This is a genomic window from Pseudofrankia saprophytica (genome assembly GCF_000235425.2).
Taxonomy (GTDB): Bacteria; Actinomycetota; Actinomycetes; order Frankiales; family Frankiaceae; genus Pseudofrankia; species Pseudofrankia saprophytica.
The window spans coordinates 1,334,998-1,352,681 of the sequence record NZ_KI912267.1 but is presented as its reverse complement, the minus strand read 5'-3'; the positions used below and the strand labels follow the sequence as shown (position 1 = coordinate 1,352,681).

Here is a 17,684-nt window from a genome sequence, read left to right as displayed (position 1 = left end):
GCCTGACAGTCGCGCAGTACCTCGACGACTGGCTCGCTGGGAAGGTCAACCTCGAATCCCATCCCGCTTCTTGCTGCCTGCCGACCGGGGGCTGGCCGGGAGGACATCCGCGGTTCGGCAGAATGACGGGCAGGTTTCGGATTCCCGCCCGGGGGTTGCATACTGCCGACGGCGTATCGCGGGTGGCGGACGCCGAGCAACCGAGAACTGGGGGAGTTCCGATGGCCGTTGCCCTGAGCCTGAGCGCCGGCGCGAACATGGAGGTGCCGACTCGGCCGGTGCGGCTGGAACTGGAACGGCGCGACGGGCCGGAGATCGACGTGTGCGCGGTCCTGGTGGCCGGTACCGGCAAGGTGCGCTCTGACGCGGACTTGGTCTTCTTCAACCAGCCCGTTCACCCGTCCGGCGCTGTCCGGGTCAGCGCCGGTTCGTTCACGGCCTCTCTGCCTGACGTCGAACCCGACATTGAGACGATCGTGCTCGCCGGGTCGGTCGACACCGGTGCCTTCCTTGAGATCTCCGAGCTGCGGGTCAACATCCTGGCTGAGCCAGGCGGCTTACTGGCTCATTTCGCGCCGAACCGGGCGCAGCCGGTGACCACGATGGTGTTCGGTGAGCTCTACCGACGCGGCGGCGGGTGGAAGTTCCGGGCGGGCGGGCAGGGCTGGGACAGCGGCCTCGCGGGCCTCGCCACCAGCTACGGCATCCAGGTCGACGACGAACCCGACCCCGCGCCACAGGACACGGCCGCCCCAAGCCCGGTCGGGCGCAGCCGGCCGGCCGTCCCAGCCCCGGCCGCGGGGTCGCGAGCTGACTGGTATCCCGACCCGGCGGACCCGGCGGCGCTGCGTTGGTGGGACGGCACCAGCTGGACCGAGCACCACGCGCCGACATGGCGGGAGACCGAATCCACCTGCGGCGGCTGCGGCGCGACCAAGCGCAAGCGGCTTGGGTTGGGCACGGCGCGGTGCGCGGACTGCGAGGCCCGTATCCGCGGAGTACTGGCGCAATGGCAGTACCAGCTCGCCGACGTGCTCGCGCGGGAGGGCGCGTCCCGGCCGGCGCTGGACCGGCTGTGGACAGAGCTGCGATTCCAACGAGTGCCCGAAAGCCGCGCCCAGGACGTCGTCCGGAAGGCGGGCCTGGCTCACCTGGAACGTGTTGTCGCGTTCGCCTTCGCCGACGGCGTCATCGAACAGCACGAGCTGGCCGCCTTCCACGCCGCCGTCACCGTCCTGAACATCCACGACAAGGCCGTGGACCGGATGCGCGCCCGGCTCGAACGGGGCCGGGCGCTCTCGGCCTGCCTGGAAGGCGACCTGCCCCGGATCCAGAACCCGTCCCTACACCTGGAGATGGACGAGATCCTGCACCTGGACATGCCCGCGACCCACGTCCGCCATCTCGCCTCCGGTCCACGCCAGACCCCCGGCCGACTCGTCGCCTCGAACAAGAAGCTGCGTTGCATCTCGCCAGGCACCGGCGGCTCCGAAACGGCCTGGGCGAAGATCCTCGCGGTCACACCGAGCCGCGGCGGGGTCGATATCTCGACGTCCACCCGCAGCGGCGGTATCTATCTGCTGTCCGACCCGGAGTACGCCGCCGCCGTACTCGCGGGCACGCTCCGGGTCGCCAAACGCCTCGTCCTCGCCCCAGGCCAAAGAGACACCCGCTCGATCCCACCCGACGTCAAGGCCGCCGTCTGGCAACGAGACGGCGGCGCCTGCGCGCAGTGCCACGCGACCGAGTACCTGGAATTCGACCACGTCATCCCTCACAGCCTCGGCGGCGCGACCAGTGTCAACAACCTCCAGCTCCTCTGCCGCCGCTGCAACCTGGAAAAGGGCGCTCGCATCTGACCCTGCCCGCCGACCTTGGTCGGTTCAGTCGACGTTCCAGGTTTCCCAGGAGACAACCCAGTCGGCGGGCCTTCGTGGGCGGGGTTCGCCGTCAGCGGCAAGATACTCGCTGATGGCTTCGGCCCCGGCGCGGGCGTGTTCTGCGGCGTGTTGGCTGTACACTTCGCGGCATTCTATGTAGACGGTGCTGTCCCGGCAGAACGTCTTGGTGGTGTGACCGGTTCTGTCGCGTACCAGTTTCCGGATCTCCTTCCGCAGTTCCGTCTGCTGGTCGCCTGGAACGCCGCGTACCTCCGCGAATCCCTGTTCGCAGACGACATCGGCCGCGAGCTGTGCGACCAGTGAGAACCTGGGGTCTGCGGGGGGCTTCGGGTAGTAGCGGTCGATCAGCGTGAGGCAGCGGCGGCAGGTAGGTGCGAACGCGACCTCGCCATCCTCACGCAGCGGCCCGCCCTCCCCGCCGGCCATGACAGCCCAGACCCTGCCGCACAGCGTTGTCTCGGCCCAGCGGGGCGCCAGGAGCTCGGCCGCGGTGTAGTTGGCGACCGCGGTCGAGTCCCACCGTCGTGACGTGTCGAAGTAGAAGTCGGGGACCGCGCTTTGGCCGGGTGACGACGAGTCGGCGGTGCGAGCGAGATGGATCGCGTCGCCACCACCGGTCACGGTGAGAAGCATCGGGGCCCCGCCGACGTCGATCGCGTTGACACCGGATCTCGGTACAGCCATGCATCTGATCGTCCTGCACGTTGCGCCGTCCGGTCGAAGCACGGCGGGCAACCGCGTGCTCGAGAGCTGTTGTTCCTGGCCTCGGCGCGGTGCTCGGGCGGGGCCTCCAGGTGCGCGACCTCGCGGAACCTGGTCTCGGCCTCCGGCGATGGGGCGGTGACGTGTGCGCCGTCGCCGTGAGAGCGATGGCTGGCGAAGACGTGGCTTGCGAGGATGGCAATGGCGAGGGCTGTGACGATGGCTGTCGCGATGTCTCCGGTGTTGAGCGTGCCGGTTATGACCTCTTCTTTCATCACGACCGACCGGTCTTTCTTCGACCGGTCACGCCCGGGTCGTCGAGGCTCGAGTCAGTGGCCCGTCCGGACCTGGGTGACGCGGGGTGTTGTCCGGTGAAGGGTACGGTTTTCAAGCGGTGTCACTGCACCGACCCGGTCACCGGTAAGGAGCTCGGGAAGAGCGGCCCGAAATCCACCCGTTCCGATCATGGGGGCTGGTGGTACCGGCACGACATCCCGCCAGGCCTGACGGCCGGCGGCGCACGGCCGGTGGCGGTCCTTTCCGGACAGAGACCGAGGCTGGGCAAGCGTTGGCGGATTCGCTGAGCGGGCTCAATCTGGGTAGGCCGAGCGTCGATGGCAAGGATCAGACCTTCGGTGAATACCTCGACTGGTGGATCGCGAGCAAGACGAGCCTGAAGCCGACCACCCGCCGCGGCTATGAGAACCACATCAGGCTCTACCTGAAGCCCGGCCTGGGATACCTGCGGCTGACGGAGCTGCGGGACGACCATTTCGATGAGCTGTACAAGGCGATGCGTCTGATCGGTCGTGATCTGAAGGGTCAGCGGCCGTCGTTCCTGCTCGCGCGATTGCTGGAGGTCCGTAGGGACAGGCCGCAGTATCGCCGTCCGCTCAGCGCGGCGGCGATCAAGCTGGTGCACGCGACCGCGATGAGCGCGCTGAACGCGGGTGTGCGCCGCCCGAATGTGCCGTTGCGGGCGAACCCGGCGCAGTACGCCGAGCGGCCCAGGCCCCGTCGCCAGCGTGCGTTGTTGTGGACCGCGCCGCGGGTCGCGGCGTGGGAACACAGCGGCCGGCGCCCGTCGAAGGTGATGGTGTGGACGCCGGCGCAGACAGGGGCGTTCCTGGACTTCGTCGCCGACGACCGGCTCTACGCGCTGTGGCACCTCATCTCCCAGCGTGGCCTGCGCCGTGGTGAGGCTGTCGCGCTGGGCTGGGCGGAGGTCGACCTGGCGGCCGGCAGTGCCTACATCCTGGAGAACGACCCGGACACCGGCGGGGAGGGCCTTGAGGAGGACGACGAGTACGACGAAACCAAGAGCGAGGCCAGCGATCGGCTGGTCACCCTCGACCACGTGACGGTCAGGGTGCTGCGGATCTGGAGGCACCGCCAGGCGGCGGAACGCGCCACTGCCGGCGACAGATGGATCGACAGCGGCCGGGTGTTCACCCATCCCGACGGCCGCGCGTTGAGCCCGGACGGGGTCAGCCAGCGTTTCGACCGTCTCGTCGCCCGCTACACCACGATCCGCCGCGAACATCTCGACCGAGGCTGGAGTGTCGACTACCTGGCAGGCCGCCACCGCATGCCCGCCGCCGCGATCCAGGTCGCGCTCGACAACCGCCCCCTGCCACCGACACGGCTACACGACCTGCGTCATCACGCGGCCAGCATCGTCTATCGCGCCACCCGCGACATGAAGGCCGTCTCCGACCTGCTCGGCCACTCCTCGATCCAGATCACCGGCGACGTCTACACCACCCTGTTCGAGGAAACCAGGCGGGAAGCCGCGGAAGCCGCCGCCAGAATCGTTCCACGCACCCGCCGTCCCGCCGGCTGGGACGAACTCGACCACGACCCGCCCCCCGACCACGATGGGCCAGAACTCGACGGACCCGACCTCGGCCTGTGACCGGCGTGGCGCGCCGGAAAACTCCTACGTAGAAAACCCCGCGCGTCCTCGTTCCATGTGGATACGGGATAGGTCGTGCCCGGACAGCGATGTCGGCGGCGGGCTCCGCACCAGCATGGCGGCTACGCAACGTAGCTGGCAGCGGAGGGGCTCAAGGTAGTTGCAGTCGCAACGTACCCGGTTCGTACCCGGAACGGCCTCCGAAGGCCTTTTCGTTCTATGCGAAGCCCCGTGCCCTGATGAGAACATGCAGGTCGGGGGCCTGTGGGGCGGGTGGGGCTCGAACCCACGACCGGAGGATTATGAGGACTATCCGGCTATGCGGTGTGCTGAGCTGGATCGATGCAGGTCGCGCGCGACCGTGGAGCGTCGAATACTCCGCTGTACGGAGGTAGGCGAAGTGCGAGACATGTGATGGAGATCGCGGATCTAGGCGTAGATCGCGATTATTGGTGCGACTGTCGTCGCGCTCCATAGGCGGTCCTGGCGTAGTTGGGCAGACGGAGGCGGGGATGGCAGTCTCCCGGTGTCTGCCGCCGTCCAGCGCCTCCTCTGCTGACTGGCTGGCAGCGGGCCTTGCCTCTTTCGGTCGAGATGGCCGCAATGCGGGGCAGCCGGGCGGCCACGTTGGCCTCCATGCCGCCGCGAGGCGCACGGGAGGGCATCGCTAGCGTGGTCGTGTGGCGACGTGGGCTGAAGACATCGTGACTGCCTTGGAGAGGCTCGGCGGATCGGGCACGTACAGCGACATCTACGCGGAGGTGGCCAAGCTGCGGCCGAATCTGCCGCGGACCTGGAAAGATGTTGTTCGACGGGTCGTGGAGGATCGGTCGTCTGACTCGGCCGGCTTCAAGCACCATGAGGATCTGTTCTTCTCAGTGCAAGGTCTTGGGCGCGGTGTGTGGGGCCTACGGTCGGCTGTCACTGAGACACCCGCCGCCGTCGACCTTCGGATCGATCTTCTGGTTGGGAACCTCGTGCCAGTGCGCGCGAAACAATTGACCTACCGGGTCCTGCGCGATACGCCACTCGCCCGTGAAGTAAAACTACTGCACAGGGACCGGTGCCAGTTGTGCGGTGAAGCGCTCTGGGTATCGCCGTCTCAGACATACTCCGAGGCGCACCACATTATCCCGCTCGGCGGGAAGCACAATGGCCCGGATATCGCTTCGAATATCATCGTACTCTGTCCGAATCACCATGCCCTGTGCGACTATGGCGCTATACGCCTCGACCGTGCGAGCATTCGCCCAGCTGCCGGCCACTATATTTCCGACGAGAGTCTCGCCTACCACAATGATCGGATCGCTGGCGCGGTCGCCTAATACCGTATGTGCGGGCGGCCGATCAGGCGCCTGCCGCGTCAGATCGTCGGCGAGTCACCTGGCCGTCCCTCCCTCGTTAGAGTCACCATCGAAATACACCCAGCAGCAACGATATGACCACGGCGGCCACCGCCTCACGCCCTTCCTCCATGGCGGCGAGCACGGCGCCGTGCTTCGTCCCGCCAGCGGCGCCGGCTTGGGCGGACTTGCGCGTGGCTCGCGGCGGGCGGAGGCAAAACGCCGAGGGTCCTCCTCGGTGGGAGCACTCCGTCAGGGTCGACTTGACGTTCGAAGCGGTCCTTGGCGATCTTTACGACTACCCCGCTGTGCCAGCGCTGTCCGGGACTCAGGACTCGCGTATTGCCTGGTCATGGATCAGATAGACCCTTGAAGCCAAGGCCAGGGCGGTGGCTGCCAGAAGCAGCCAAAGACGCAGTCTGATCCACTTCGGCCCGTTGACCTGCCAGAACGGGAATCGCGGTGGGGCGGGTGGGGCTCGAACCCACGACCGGAGGATTATGAGATTCCCGAGTACTCGTCTGTATCCGTCCACCGACGTCCGTTGGTCCAGGTCTGACGGGCGCCGGGTTCCGTAGGCGTCCACACTCGTCCGCTGCCACCTGCCGGCTTGGCTGCCAACCTGGCTGCCATCGGCCGGAGCTGCGGCCAACGCGGGGCATGATCGCCATCGACCTCCGACTCTGTACCACCTACGGCCAGTCGACAAGATCTCCGTGGGCAAGTCGACCCGTACCGCAGGCGCGCCAGCGCCGAGGAACGGAAACGGCACAGCTACTCGTCCTAAAATCGCGGCTAAGAGGAGAGGGCGAGTCGTCCACCGACGTCCACAGCTGTCCATACGGTCGGCGAGATCAGCCCCGCGATTCCGACGACGTCCGCCATCGTCCAGAGACGTCCGCCGGCTCGGCTACACGCTTGGGTTCAGTAGCGCGCATGCACCCGACGGCTGTGCCACCTCGGATCCGATACCGATAGCGCGCGCCGGCCCGGACACGAATCTTCTGCTCCGCAGTTTGATTTCGATCTTTCGGTGATGTCCATGGTTTCCCCCGTCGTCCGCGGGCTCGCCCGTCAGACTGGCTGTCACCTAATGGGCCTCAAGTCCAATCGGCCAGCGGCTCATGAGATCCTAGATGCCTTGGTGCATCGATCTTCGACACGGTTCGTCGGTGCAGATCGCAGCCCTGACACCGACCGGGCCGTCCGGTTGCTTGCAGCCAAGCCGCTCCGGCACCGAGGCGGCACACCGCACTGCGAGCGGCGTACCACCTCGGCTTGTGATGTGGTAGATCTGTGGCGCCTGGTGAGGTTCGTCAACAACGGGGGTCGCGATGGTAGCAGAGTGGATCGTTCCGTTGGCAGCATCCGGGAGTGGAGCGCTAGTAGCCGCCGCCGCGACGGATGCGTGGGAGTCTGCAAGAGATGGGGCAGTGAAACTGTTCGGCCGATTGGGCCGGCGCCGTGAGGAACTGGCTGGCGAGTGGTTGGATGAGGATGCCGCAGCGCTGGAGGCTGTGTCTGGGGTCGAGCGAGAGCGGTTGCGGGCTGAGTTGGTACCGGTGTGGCAGGTACGATTGGCGGATCTGCTTGCAGAGTTCCCTGAGGCAGCCGAGGAGCTTCGAGCATGGGTGGAGCGGACCCAGACGGCACTACCAGTTGACAATCAGTCCTGGGTACAGAACAACACGGCAGGCCGCGATGTGTACGCAGTACAACGAGGCGCTCAGATCTTCCACGGAGATCGACCTGAAGCCTGAGAAGCGGGAAGCTTGATGTTATCTGGCGATCAGGTCAATATCGCGGGCCGTGATCTATATGTGGCACGAGAACAGCATTTTTACAACCGTGAGCCTGGGTATGAGCTGGCGCGCTTCCCGCTGGTACCACCGTCGCCACCTACATCGGCTGCACCAAGCCAGCTGTTGTCAGTCCGCTACCGGCTGGTTCCTTTCGCCGGCAGGGCGGGAGACCGTGAGGCGCTGGCCGCTTGGAGAGACGACAGCGCACACATCGCAGTACGCCTTCTGCACGGTCCTGGGGGTCAAGGGAAGAGTAGGTTGGCGGCACAGTTTGCCATGGAGTCAGCTGCCGTGGGCTGGGCCGTCTGGACGGGCAGGCAGAAGCCAACGCTCGTAGGCGAACGGGCGGAGCTGTCAGGTGCCAACGGTCTTTTGCTCCTGGTCGACTATGCCGAGCGTTGGCCGCTGCTTGATCTATGCGCTCTGATGCAAGACCGGCTGATGCTTGCTGACGTTCCCGTGCGAGTGTTGCTTCTAGCTCGGCCGGCTGGCGGGTGGTGGCAGTCGTTGGCGCACCGTCTCGAAGATCAGGACGTAGCGGTATCGGATCAGCGACTCGGACCAATTGCGACCTCTGAGTCAAATCGGACGGACCTGTTCAACGCCGCGGCTGACCGGTTTGCCGAGCTACTCGGAGTGGAAAGATCGAAAGTTCAGCCCCCGGCAGGCTTGAATGACGAAGCCTACGGGCTGGTGCTAACTGTGCATATGGCGGCGTTGTCTGCAGTCGATGCGCTGCATACTCGAAGCAGTATTCCCGATAATTCCGCTGGACTGTCTGGGTATATGCTTCGTCGAGAACGGGACCATTGGCAACGTCTTCACGACAAGCACGAGCAGCGAGTATTGACCACTCCGCAAGTGCTGGGGCGCACGGTTTTCACCGCAACAGTGACACGTCCACTACCGTACACCATCGCGGTAGGTGTTCTTAGCCAGGTCGGCATAGTTTCATCGCCGGAAACTGCGGGGCAAATTCTAGCAGATCATGCGGTTTGCTATCCGCCAGCAGATCAATCTTTGGTACTGGAACCGCTATATCCGGATCGTCTGGGAGAAGATTTTCTCGCATTGCTAATGCCTGGCGAATCCAGCACTGAGTATTCAGATCCGTGGGCGTTGTCAGCGTTGTCCCAGCTGTTGCAAGCCGGGTCCGTCGAACCCGGCCCGGTGTGGCTAGGCCGCGGGTTAACGGTCCTCGTGGAGGCTGCGAAACGCTGGCCGCATGTCGGTGAGCACCTCAATACCCTTCTACGAGACAACCCCAACCTGGCAATACTGGCAGGCGGCCCCGCACTTACTACCTTGGCGACTTGGGATAAAATTGGTTCTGACGTGCTTGTGGCGCTGGAGCGTTTTTTTCCTGATTATCCGGACGTTGATCTTGATGTAGGTATTGCCGCTGTCGCCACGCGTCTGCATTCCTATCGTTTGTCCACAACTGCCGACCCGGCCGGGCGCGTGCCCTTATTCGAAAAGGTCGCTTGGCGGCTCCAGCGTGCCGGGCGGCGGGAAGAATCACTGGCCGCAATAGAAGAGACCGTATATATCTGTCGCGGGCTTGCTGAGACGAATTCGATCACGTTCGAACCGCGCCTCGCCCATGCGCTAAGTAGCCTCGGAATCGGGCTGTCGGGCGTCGGGCGTCGAGAGGAGGCGCTAGCAGCTGCTGAAGAAGCGGTGCAGACGTGGCGCCGGCTAGCTACGGCTAACCCTGCCGTGTTCGAACCGCACCTCGCCCGCGCGGTGAGAAGCCTTGGTGCTCGGTTGTCAGCTGTGGGTCGGCGAGAGGAGGCGCTGGCCGCTGCTGAAGAAGCGGTGCAGACGTGGCGCCGGCTAGCCGCGGCTAACCCTGTCGCATTTGAATCCGAACTAGCCAGTTCGCTGAACAACCTCGGAATCGGACTATCGGATCTAGGGCTCCGGGGTGACGCACTGGCCGCTATCAAAAGCGCTGAGGAGATCTACCGCAGGCTGGCCGTCGACAACCCTGCCGCATTCGAACCCGACCTCGCTGGCTCGCTGAACAACTTGGGTGTCAAGCTGTCTGATTTGGGGCAGCGGGAGGAGGCGTTGGCTGCCGCAGAAGAGGCCGTGGAAATCCGTCGCCGGCTGGCTATGGCTAACCAAGCCGCTTTCGAGCCCGACCTCGGCATTTCCCTTGACAACCTAGGAATTGCACTTTCGGACATAGGACGGTGGGACGAGGCACTAACCGCCGCTGAGGACGCTGCGGAGATCTACCGCAGGCTGGCCATTGCCGCCCCAGCCGTCTTCGAAGCGGATCTGGTCCGCATTTTGGGGAACCTCGGCGCCCGGTTGTCGGCTCTGGGACTGCGTGAGAAGGCGGTGGCCACTGTTGAAGAAGTTGTAGAGATATATCGCCGGCTGGCCGCCACTAGGCCGGCTGTCTTCAGCCACCACCTCGCCCGCACGCTTAACAACCTTGGCGCCTGGCTATCCGATGTGGGACGACGGGACCAAGCGCTCACCGCTACCGAAGAATCTGTAGAGATCTACCGAGGGCTGGTCGCCACGAACCCAGCCGCGTTTCAATCCGACCTCGCCGGTTCGCTTAATAACCTTGGCACACATCTGTCTCACGCTGGGAAACGAAAGGAGGCGCTGACCGCAACCGAGGAATCTGTAGTGATCTACCGCGAGCTGTTCGCTGCCAACCCGGCCATGTTTCAGTCTGGCCTCGCCGGCGCGTTGAACAACCGTGGAATTTGGCTGTCGGAGTTAGGGCAGTGGGAAGAGGCATTAGCCGCGACCGACGAGGCCGTAGAAATCTATCGCCGGCTCGCAGTGGACAACCCAGGAGCGTTCGAGACCGGCCTTGCCGCTTCGCTCGACGGCCGGGGTGTCAGGCTGTCTATATTGGGCCGGATGGAGGAAGCGCTGGCCGCTACCGAAGAAGCTGTTGACATCTACTGTCGACTGGCCGCTGTTAACCCTGCTGCATTCGAATCTAAATTGGCCAGCACCCTGAGCCATCTCGGTATTGCGCTTTCGGGCATGGAGCGTTTGGAGGAGTCACTAACCGCCGCCGAAGAGGCGGTGAAGATCCATCGCCGACTGGCCGTAGCAAATCCGGCCGCGTTCGAACCGGACCTCGCCAGTTCCCTAAACAACCTGGGCACACATCTTTCAAGCGCGGGTAGGCCGGCAGAAGCACTCGCTGCCGTTGAGCAGTCGTTGGATATCCGTCGCCGGCTGGCCGCAACTAACCCTGCCGCTTTCCGCAACTACCTTGCCAGTTCACTAAATAATCTCGGCGCCAAGCTGTGGGAACTAGGACGGCTAGAGGAAGCACTAATCGCCACAAAAGAGGCTGTAGAGATCTATTCTCAACTGGCCGCTTCGAACCCTGCTGCTTTCAGTAACTATCTTGCCGGTTCGTTAAACAATCTCGGAACCATGTTGTCCCAGCAAAGGCGACAATAGGTGTTTTGACCTCGGAGCTCGGCCTTGCAAAGTCGGTCCGGGTCGTCCACCGACGTCCGTAGGCGTCCGCTGCCTCGGTCTGGGATGGTGATCGATTCTGCCGTCGTCCACCGCCGTCCGCTCCGGTCCGCCGGCTGGGCCACACGGTTGGCTACACCAGCGCCATCCGCTCATGTCAGTGCTGATCCATGGCGCCTGCGTGACTGGTGCGCGGTGCCTACTGGGTGTTCGTCGTCGTTCGTTGTAATTCGTGGGCTCGGGTACGCGGTCGGGGTCCAGTGTCAGGCGGCGGCGGCTGTGTAGTGGCTGGTGGCGGTGGGTGTCGGGGTGGCTGCTGGGCGTGGGATACTGGTGCTATGACCGGCGGGAGCGCGGTCGACGCGCAGCAACGCTTCTTTGTGTCGTATACAGGTGTGGATGTCCGGTGGGCGGAGTGGGTTGCCTGGACGTTTGAGGCCGTGGGGCATGAGGCGTTGATTCAAGCGTGGGACTTCGGGCCGGGGTCTCATTTCGTCAGTGAGATGCAGCGGTCGTTGTCGGGTGGCCGGCGCACGGTGGCGGTGCTGTCAGAGGCGTATCTGAGGTCGGCGTTCGCGTCGGAGGAGTGGCAGGCGGTGTGGGCGGCCGACCCGGATGGGGCGAAGCGGCTGCTGTTGGTGGTGCGGGTGGAAGAGTGCGCCCGGCCGGGGCTGTTGCGTCAGATCGTGTCGGTGGATCTGTTCGGCGTCGACGAGCAGGCTGCGCGGACCCGACTGTTGGACGCGGTTGCGCTGCGTCGGCGTAAGCCTGCGGTGGCGCCACGTTTTCCCGTGTCGGTGGATGCCGGTGTCACATCTGTGGGCGTGGCGGTTGGGGGTTCGGCGGGCGCGGCGCCGGTGTTTCCGATGGATTTGCCAGGGGTGTGGAATGTGCCGCCAAGGTTGGCGCGGTTCGTCGGCCGGGAAGCGTTGCTGGCGGGTATGGCCGAGGATCTGGCCGCGCAGGGTCTGACTTCAGTATGTGCGGTGCAGGGCGCGGGCGGGACGGGCAAGACGGCATTGGCGGTGGAGTACGCGCACCGGCACAAGGACGAATTCGAGGTGGTCTGGTGGGTGCCGGCACAGGACGCGGACCTGGTCGCGGGGCACATCGGCGCGTTGGGAGTGGCGATCGGTCTGGCGGAAGGGGCGGACTGGCCGACGGTCGCGGCTGAGCTACGACACCAGGGGCATCGCTGGCTGCTGGTGTTGGACAACGTCGACGCGTGGGATCTGGTGACGCCGTTTCGGCCGTCGGATCCGCGGGGCCGGCTATTGGTGACGTCCCGACTGGCGGGGCTTGATGGGGCGGGCGGGGCGGTCGAGGTCGGTGAGTTCACGTCGAGGGAGGCGGTCGCGCTGCTGGCCGAGCGGGTGCGTGGCATCGATCTGGAGGTGGCCGGACGGGTTGTCGCGGTGCTGGGTCTTCTGCCGCTCGCGGTGGAGCAGGCTGCGGGTTATCTGCGCCAGACCGGAATGCCGCCGGCGGAGTACGCGACGTTGGTGGAAAGCCGGCTCGGGGACATGCTGGGCCGCGGGCGGGTGGCAGATCGGCCCGGGGTGACGGTGGCGAATCTGTGGGCGTTGTCGATGGCCCGTCTGCGCGCCGAGCCACCCGCGGCGGGAGCGCTGTTGGAGCTGTGCGCGTTCTGCGGACCGGAGCCCATCCCGCTCGACCTTGTCGCGGGCGGCAGTGCTGAGCTGGCCGAGGGTCCGTTGCGCGCGGCGGCGGGTGATCCGCTGGCCTGGGCAGACGCGGTCGGCGCGCTGGTCGGTTACAGTTTGGCACGCCGTGACGGGTCAGTGCTGACGGTCCACCGGCTGATCGCCGCGGCGACCCGCGCCGAGATGACCTCGGAAGACAGGCTAGCCACCGAAGCGTGTCTGGTCCGGCTGCTGGCCGCGACGGTGCCGGCCGATGTCCGCGATCCTGCGGGCTGGCCACGCTGGCGGGACCTGCTGCCGCACGTCCGGGCCGTACTCGACGCCGATGAAAACGAGCGGGACGGAGAAACGATCCGGGCTTTGTCTTGGCTATGTGGCCAGACCGGGCTCTATCTGGCACACCACGGTCGACCAGACGCCGCGATTCCTTACATAGCACGTAGCTTGGCTCTTAACCGAACCCACCTAGGCGTGGACCATTCGAATACCATAGAGTCCCGCAACTACCTGGCCTACGTTTATCAAGCAGCAGGGCGGTTGGAGGAGGCAATCGATCTGTACGAGCAGACCTTGGCTGATTCTGAACAGGTACTAAGCGCCGACCATCCATCCATTCTGACCGCGCGCAACAACCTCGCCGGCGCCTACCAGGCGGCGGGGCGGTTGGAGCAGGCAATCCCGCTCCACCAAAAAGCCGTGGCCGATATGGAGCGGGTACTCGGTGCCGACGACTCGAACACCGTTCTCGCCCGCAACAACCTCGCCCACACCTACCATGCAGCGGGGCGGTTGGAGGAGGCAATCGATCTGTACGAGCAGACCTTGGCTGATTCTGAACAGGTACTAAGCGCCGACCATCCATCCATTCTGACCGCGCGCAACAACCTCGCCGGCGCCTACCAGGCGGCGGGGCGGTTGGAGCAGGCAATCCCGCTCCACCAAAAGACTGTCGCCGATATGGAGCGGGTACTCGGTGCCGACCATCCGTCCACCCTCAGCGCCCGCAACAACGTCGCTGGCGCCCACCTGGCAGCGGGACAATCGGAGCGGGCAATCCAGCTATATAAGGCCACCCTGGCAGACCGCGAGCGGGTACTCGGCGCTGACCATCTGGACACCCTAATCTCGCGCAGCAACCTCGCCTTCGCCTACCGGGCGGCGGGGCGGTTGGAGCAGGCAATCCCGCTCCACAAAGAAGCTGTGGCCGATATGGAGCGGGTACTCGGCCCTGACCACCTGGAGACACTCGGCGCCCGCAACAACCTCGCCTACGCCTATCAAACTGCGGGGCGGTTGGAGCAGGCAATCCCGCTCCACCAAAAGACTCTGGCCGATATGGAGCGAGTACTCGGTGCCGACCATCCGTCCACCCTCAGCGCCCGCAACAACCTCGCTGGCGCCCACCAGGCAGCGGGACAATCGGAGCGGGCAATCCAGCTATATAAGGCCACCCTGGCAGACCGCGAGCGGATACTCGGCGGCGACCACCCATCAACGATGATCTCCCGTAACAACGTCGCCGGCTCCTACCAGGCGGCGGGACGCTTGGATCAGGCAATCCAGCTTTATAAAGAAAACCTGGCAGCCGCAGAGCGCGTCCTTGATCTAGGGCATCCGATGCTGGATACATTCCGAGCGAACCTCGCAGCCGCCCGCCGAGTCCGACCAAGCGGGTTCCTCCGCCGCCGATAGATCCAACGCGGCACGTAAATTAGTCCGGCGTCGAAAATGCGACAACATACCCGCAACCGAAGCGCCCGCCGCCAAGTCGTGTCATCCAATTTTTTATATGATCGAGCGCGATGGCACAGACCAATCTACGTTGGCAAGCCGACCCGTACCGCAGGCGCCTCCGGCGCTGAGGAACGGAAGCGGCGCGGCAGCTCTACTTGACTTGCCGCCGCTGGTATTGAAGCAGCCGACCGGGATGCGGAGCGCATGCCTCGATGTTGGGCCTCGCCGGGATCGTGACCGTTTTCAGGCATGGCGCGGTGCGGGACGCGACGCGCCCGGTGAGCACGGCCGTCCACGGCCGCGCGCAGCCGGCCGCGCGGCACGGCCCGCACCGCGCTGTCCTTGATCCTAAATCGGCGGATTCGGCAGTTGCTCGGCGACCGGTCCGGCTACTGGGTCTGCTCGTAGCGCTGTCGCCAGGCGGTGCAGCGTTCGATGTAGGCCGTGAGGTGGTCGCGGGCGAACGTGTCCGGGCTCCATGCGGGCTGGTCGGCGAGTTCTGGGGTGTCGGTGCAGGTGTAGGCCCAGCCGTGGCCGCCGCCGGTGAGGGTGAGGCGGTCGAGGGTGTAGACGTCGGCCTCGAACGCGTCCAGGGTGGCCCACTCGGCGGGTGTGAGGTCGGTCAGGACGTGACCCGACGCGGTGTCATCCGGGCCTGGGATCAGCGCGGGATAGACGCGCTCGGGCAGGCTGATGACCCGCCATCCAGATGCCGAGGCGGAGACGCGGGTGGGGTCGCGGTCGATGAGGACGTGCAGGACCTCAGGGAAGAGAAGGCTTCCGTAGACGAAGAGGGGCGCCGGGTCCGCTGATACGGGGGCCAGTCGGCCAGAGTTGGGTGAGGTCGTTCGGGGTGAGGGGCTGGGTGTAGGCGGCACGGAGGACCTTTCCCACGGTGTCGGCGTCGGCGTTGTCGGCAAGGGTGACGAACCAGTCGATGCCCGCGGGGTAGGCCCACAGGTAGGTGCGTAGCTGGGGATCGTTGCCACGATCGGTGAGTGCGTCGCCGATCGTCGCGGGGCTCCAGAAGGGGACGCGGGCGCGGGCGTGCGCGGCGCAGTCGGCGATGGTCGCGCCGTCGTTGATGGCGCGGTGTAGCTCGGTGCGGACGAGCTGGAGGTAGTGGTCCAGGCGGACGCGGGCGACCAGGGGCGCGTCGTCGGGAGTGAGGAACAGCGGCATTGCCTGGGCGAGACCTTCGAGGAGCACCTGATAGGGCAGGTGCACCGAGAGCAGGCGCGGCCAGTCCGCGTCGTCTGCCCCTGCGGCGTAGCTGGCGCACTGGAGCGCGTGTCCGAGGATCTCGTGCTGGGCGAACTGGCGGATTCGGACTTTGGTGAAGCTGACGGTGCGCAGGTTGAACCGTAGCCGCGCGTCTTGGCCCACGCCGTCGAGCCAGTAGGCCCAGTAGGCGTCGACCTCGGCAGTCTCGATCGTCAGCGTGTACGGCGCGTTCGCGTGGGCCAACTCTCGAATTCTCGGTTCAGCATCGTGGGCGGCGGCTCGGATCAGCTCGCCAGCGTCGTTCGCATCGACCGGCCCCTCGACGTTGTTGAGGAAGTCGGCAGTGGTCGCGTCCCACGGCACGCCGAGGTCGGCCAGGGCGCGGCGGGCGCGGTCGCCGACTTCGACGATGTACTCCTCGGACCAGCCGGACGCCGGGCATCCTTGGGTCGCCGAGAGGTACCCGTCGAGCCCGGGGCGTTCGCCGAGGAGGGCGCCGAGGTAGGCAAGGTGCGCGCGAAGCTGCACGGCGCACGCCCGGTCGCCGTCTCGGTCGGCCTGCTCGTGCAAGACGGTGAGCCGGTGATAGACGTCCAGCCGGCTCGGCGCGGCCTCGGCCGCACCAGAGACAGGAGCACAGTCGAAGTCGATGATCGGGGACGTTCCCCGCGCACGTTCGTACGCGTCCCAGGCCCTGATCGTCTGCTCGATCTCGTCACGTAGACGCATGCGCGCGATCCCATCTCAACGTCACGGCCTGGTTCGGGCGTAGGTCACGCCTTGTCAGCTCGATCACGACGTCATCTCCGTCCCGGTCCCACGAAAGACTCTCGGTTGCGGAGATCTCCGAGCCGTCCGGCTTGTCCTCGCTCGCCGAGCAGCGGGCCAACGTCGTCACGCCGTGGTGGCGTAGCCGGATCACGAACAGCCCAGTCGGCCGGGGGATCGCCTGGCGCCAGTAGTGGTCGTAGACGAATCGTCCGCCGGTGCTCCGGTAGCCGATTTCGGCAGACTCGCCCGGCTGGATGGCCGGGAAGATCTGGCAGGCGAAGCGGGCGTTGAGCGGCGTGTCATGTATCCGCTGGATGAGAACGTTCCGGTCCGGGGACGGTAGCGGCTCGATCTTCAACGGGCCGTTGGTCGTCTCGAACCACAGTTCCTGGCTCAGGCGGGTGAGCGGCGTCGCCGTGCCGTTGTATAGCTCGCGCTGATAGGTGAGCGTCGCCCAGCCGTCTTCGGCAACCTCGATGTCGATCGTGAGTCGCCGGTCCTCGATGTCGCCGGCTGGCACCTGGGCGTCGTCCCGCTCGTCGGCAGAGTCGGACGAGACGCCTACCGCCGGGCTTGGTGCCGAGGCGTTGGCCGGGGCCGAGGGCAGGGGACCGTTGTCGGACAGGCCGAGACGGGCGCGTGGGATGCCCAGACCGCTTGCGAAGCGCTCGAAGAGCGACAGGCTTTCGACTCGGCGCTTGCCCTGGATGACTCCGCTGATCGTCGGCTGTCCGACGTTGACCATGCGCGCAAGCTGGGTCTGGGACGCGCCGGTCCATCGCTGATAGATCTTGAGAACCTGGCCCATGTCGCGATCTGCCAGGGCCTTCGCCATCTCTGGGCGGTCCCAGAGGTCGGGCGGCGGCGTGGGCGCGGGGCGGGCTGGAGTCATGGTCACGGCTCCTGAGAGGGACAGCGGCCGAAGCTGTGAGCGGTCCTGCACTGTTCGTCGCATTATCCACTGCCGCTATCCATCGCCGTACCTGTTCGCGCTCGTCGATCGGCGCAAGGCTGCCGTCGACCCCGCCACGCGGTCAACGGCGCCCGACGTGGCGGGTGTCGACAACGATCGGTGAGTGGAGCGGAGGGACGCGGATGACGCAGGATCAGGCGGAGCGTGAGGACGGAGGGGGCGGCCTCGGCGTCTCGACGACCGACACGGC

Annotated in this window: 10 protein-coding genes; 6 read left to right on the top strand and 4 right to left on the bottom strand. The window is 65.8% G+C overall.

All coding sequences use genetic code 11. The features are described from left to right. Positions 1-221 precede the first annotated feature (221 nt). On the top strand, positions 222-1,859 hold the full coding sequence (locus tag FRCN3DRAFT_RS0240145; protein WP_007506800.1) for a TerD family protein: 1,638 nt from the start codon (positions 222-224) through the stop codon (positions 1,857-1,859). A 24-nt stretch (positions 1,860-1,883) separates the two neighbouring features. On the opposite strand, the gene FRCN3DRAFT_RS48650 is transcribed toward FRCN3DRAFT_RS0240145, so the two are convergent. Then, positions 1,884-2,585 (bottom strand): hypothetical protein, encoded by a 702-nt coding sequence (locus FRCN3DRAFT_RS48650; RefSeq protein ID WP_007506799.1) that lies wholly within the window; start codon positions 2,583-2,585, stop codon positions 1,884-1,886. Positions 2,586-2,695: 110 nt separating this feature from the next. Between FRCN3DRAFT_RS48650 and FRCN3DRAFT_RS56910 the strand changes: the two genes are divergently transcribed. From FRCN3DRAFT_RS56910 to fxsT, 5 genes are all read left to right on the top strand, one after another. Then, positions 2,696-3,187, top strand: coding sequence for a hypothetical protein (locus FRCN3DRAFT_RS56910; RefSeq protein ID WP_232794407.1), 492 nt, complete (start codon positions 2,696-2,698; stop codon positions 3,185-3,187). Further along, on the top strand, positions 3,172-4,518 hold the full coding sequence (locus FRCN3DRAFT_RS0240135; RefSeq protein WP_007506796.1) for a tyrosine-type recombinase/integrase: 1,347 nt from the start codon (positions 3,172-3,174) through the stop codon (positions 4,516-4,518). Before FRCN3DRAFT_RS56910 ends, FRCN3DRAFT_RS0240135 begins: the two co-directional genes overlap by 16 nt. Positions 4,519-5,198: 680 nt before the next feature. After that, entirely contained in the window at positions 5,199-5,843 is a 645-nt protein-coding gene (locus FRCN3DRAFT_RS52390; RefSeq protein WP_035931224.1) for an HNH endonuclease, read from the top strand. A 2,192-nt stretch (positions 5,844-8,035) separates the two neighbouring features. Further along, positions 8,036-11,110 carry a tetratricopeptide repeat protein gene (locus FRCN3DRAFT_RS52385; RefSeq protein WP_198536217.1) on the top strand — a complete coding sequence of 1,025 codons (3,075 nt, stop codon included), beginning with the start codon at positions 8,036-8,038 and terminating at the stop codon, positions 11,108-11,110. Positions 11,111-11,466: 356 nt separating this feature from the next. Next, on the top strand, positions 11,467-14,484 hold the full coding sequence (gene fxsT, locus FRCN3DRAFT_RS48635; RefSeq protein ID WP_007506793.1) for an FxSxx-COOH system tetratricopeptide repeat protein: 3,018 nt from the start codon (positions 11,467-11,469) through the stop codon (positions 14,482-14,484). A 431-nt stretch (positions 14,485-14,915) separates the two neighbouring features. Here fxsT and FRCN3DRAFT_RS50875 read toward each other — a convergent pair whose 3' ends face one another. Genes FRCN3DRAFT_RS50875 through FRCN3DRAFT_RS54610 form a run of 3 tightly spaced genes read right to left on the bottom strand, consistent with a single transcriptional unit; the run spans position 14,916 to position 17,413 of the window. Then, positions 14,916-15,404 (bottom strand): gamma-glutamylcyclotransferase family protein, encoded by a 489-nt coding sequence (locus FRCN3DRAFT_RS50875; RefSeq protein ID WP_083401658.1) that lies wholly within the window; start codon positions 15,402-15,404, stop codon positions 14,916-14,918. After that, the gene (locus FRCN3DRAFT_RS0240120; protein ID WP_007506792.1) at positions 15,289-16,479 is read right to left on the bottom strand and encodes a hypothetical protein; all 1,191 of its coding nucleotides are present in this window, start codon (positions 16,477-16,479) and stop codon (positions 15,289-15,291) included. The genes FRCN3DRAFT_RS50875 and FRCN3DRAFT_RS0240120 overlap by 116 nt, the downstream gene beginning before the upstream one ends. Continuing rightward, on the bottom strand, positions 16,466-17,413 hold the full coding sequence (locus FRCN3DRAFT_RS54610; RefSeq protein WP_007506791.1) for a helix-turn-helix domain-containing protein: 948 nt from the start codon (positions 17,411-17,413) through the stop codon (positions 16,466-16,468). Before FRCN3DRAFT_RS54610 ends, FRCN3DRAFT_RS0240120 begins: the two co-directional genes overlap by 14 nt. Positions 17,414-17,684 lie beyond the last annotated feature (271 nt).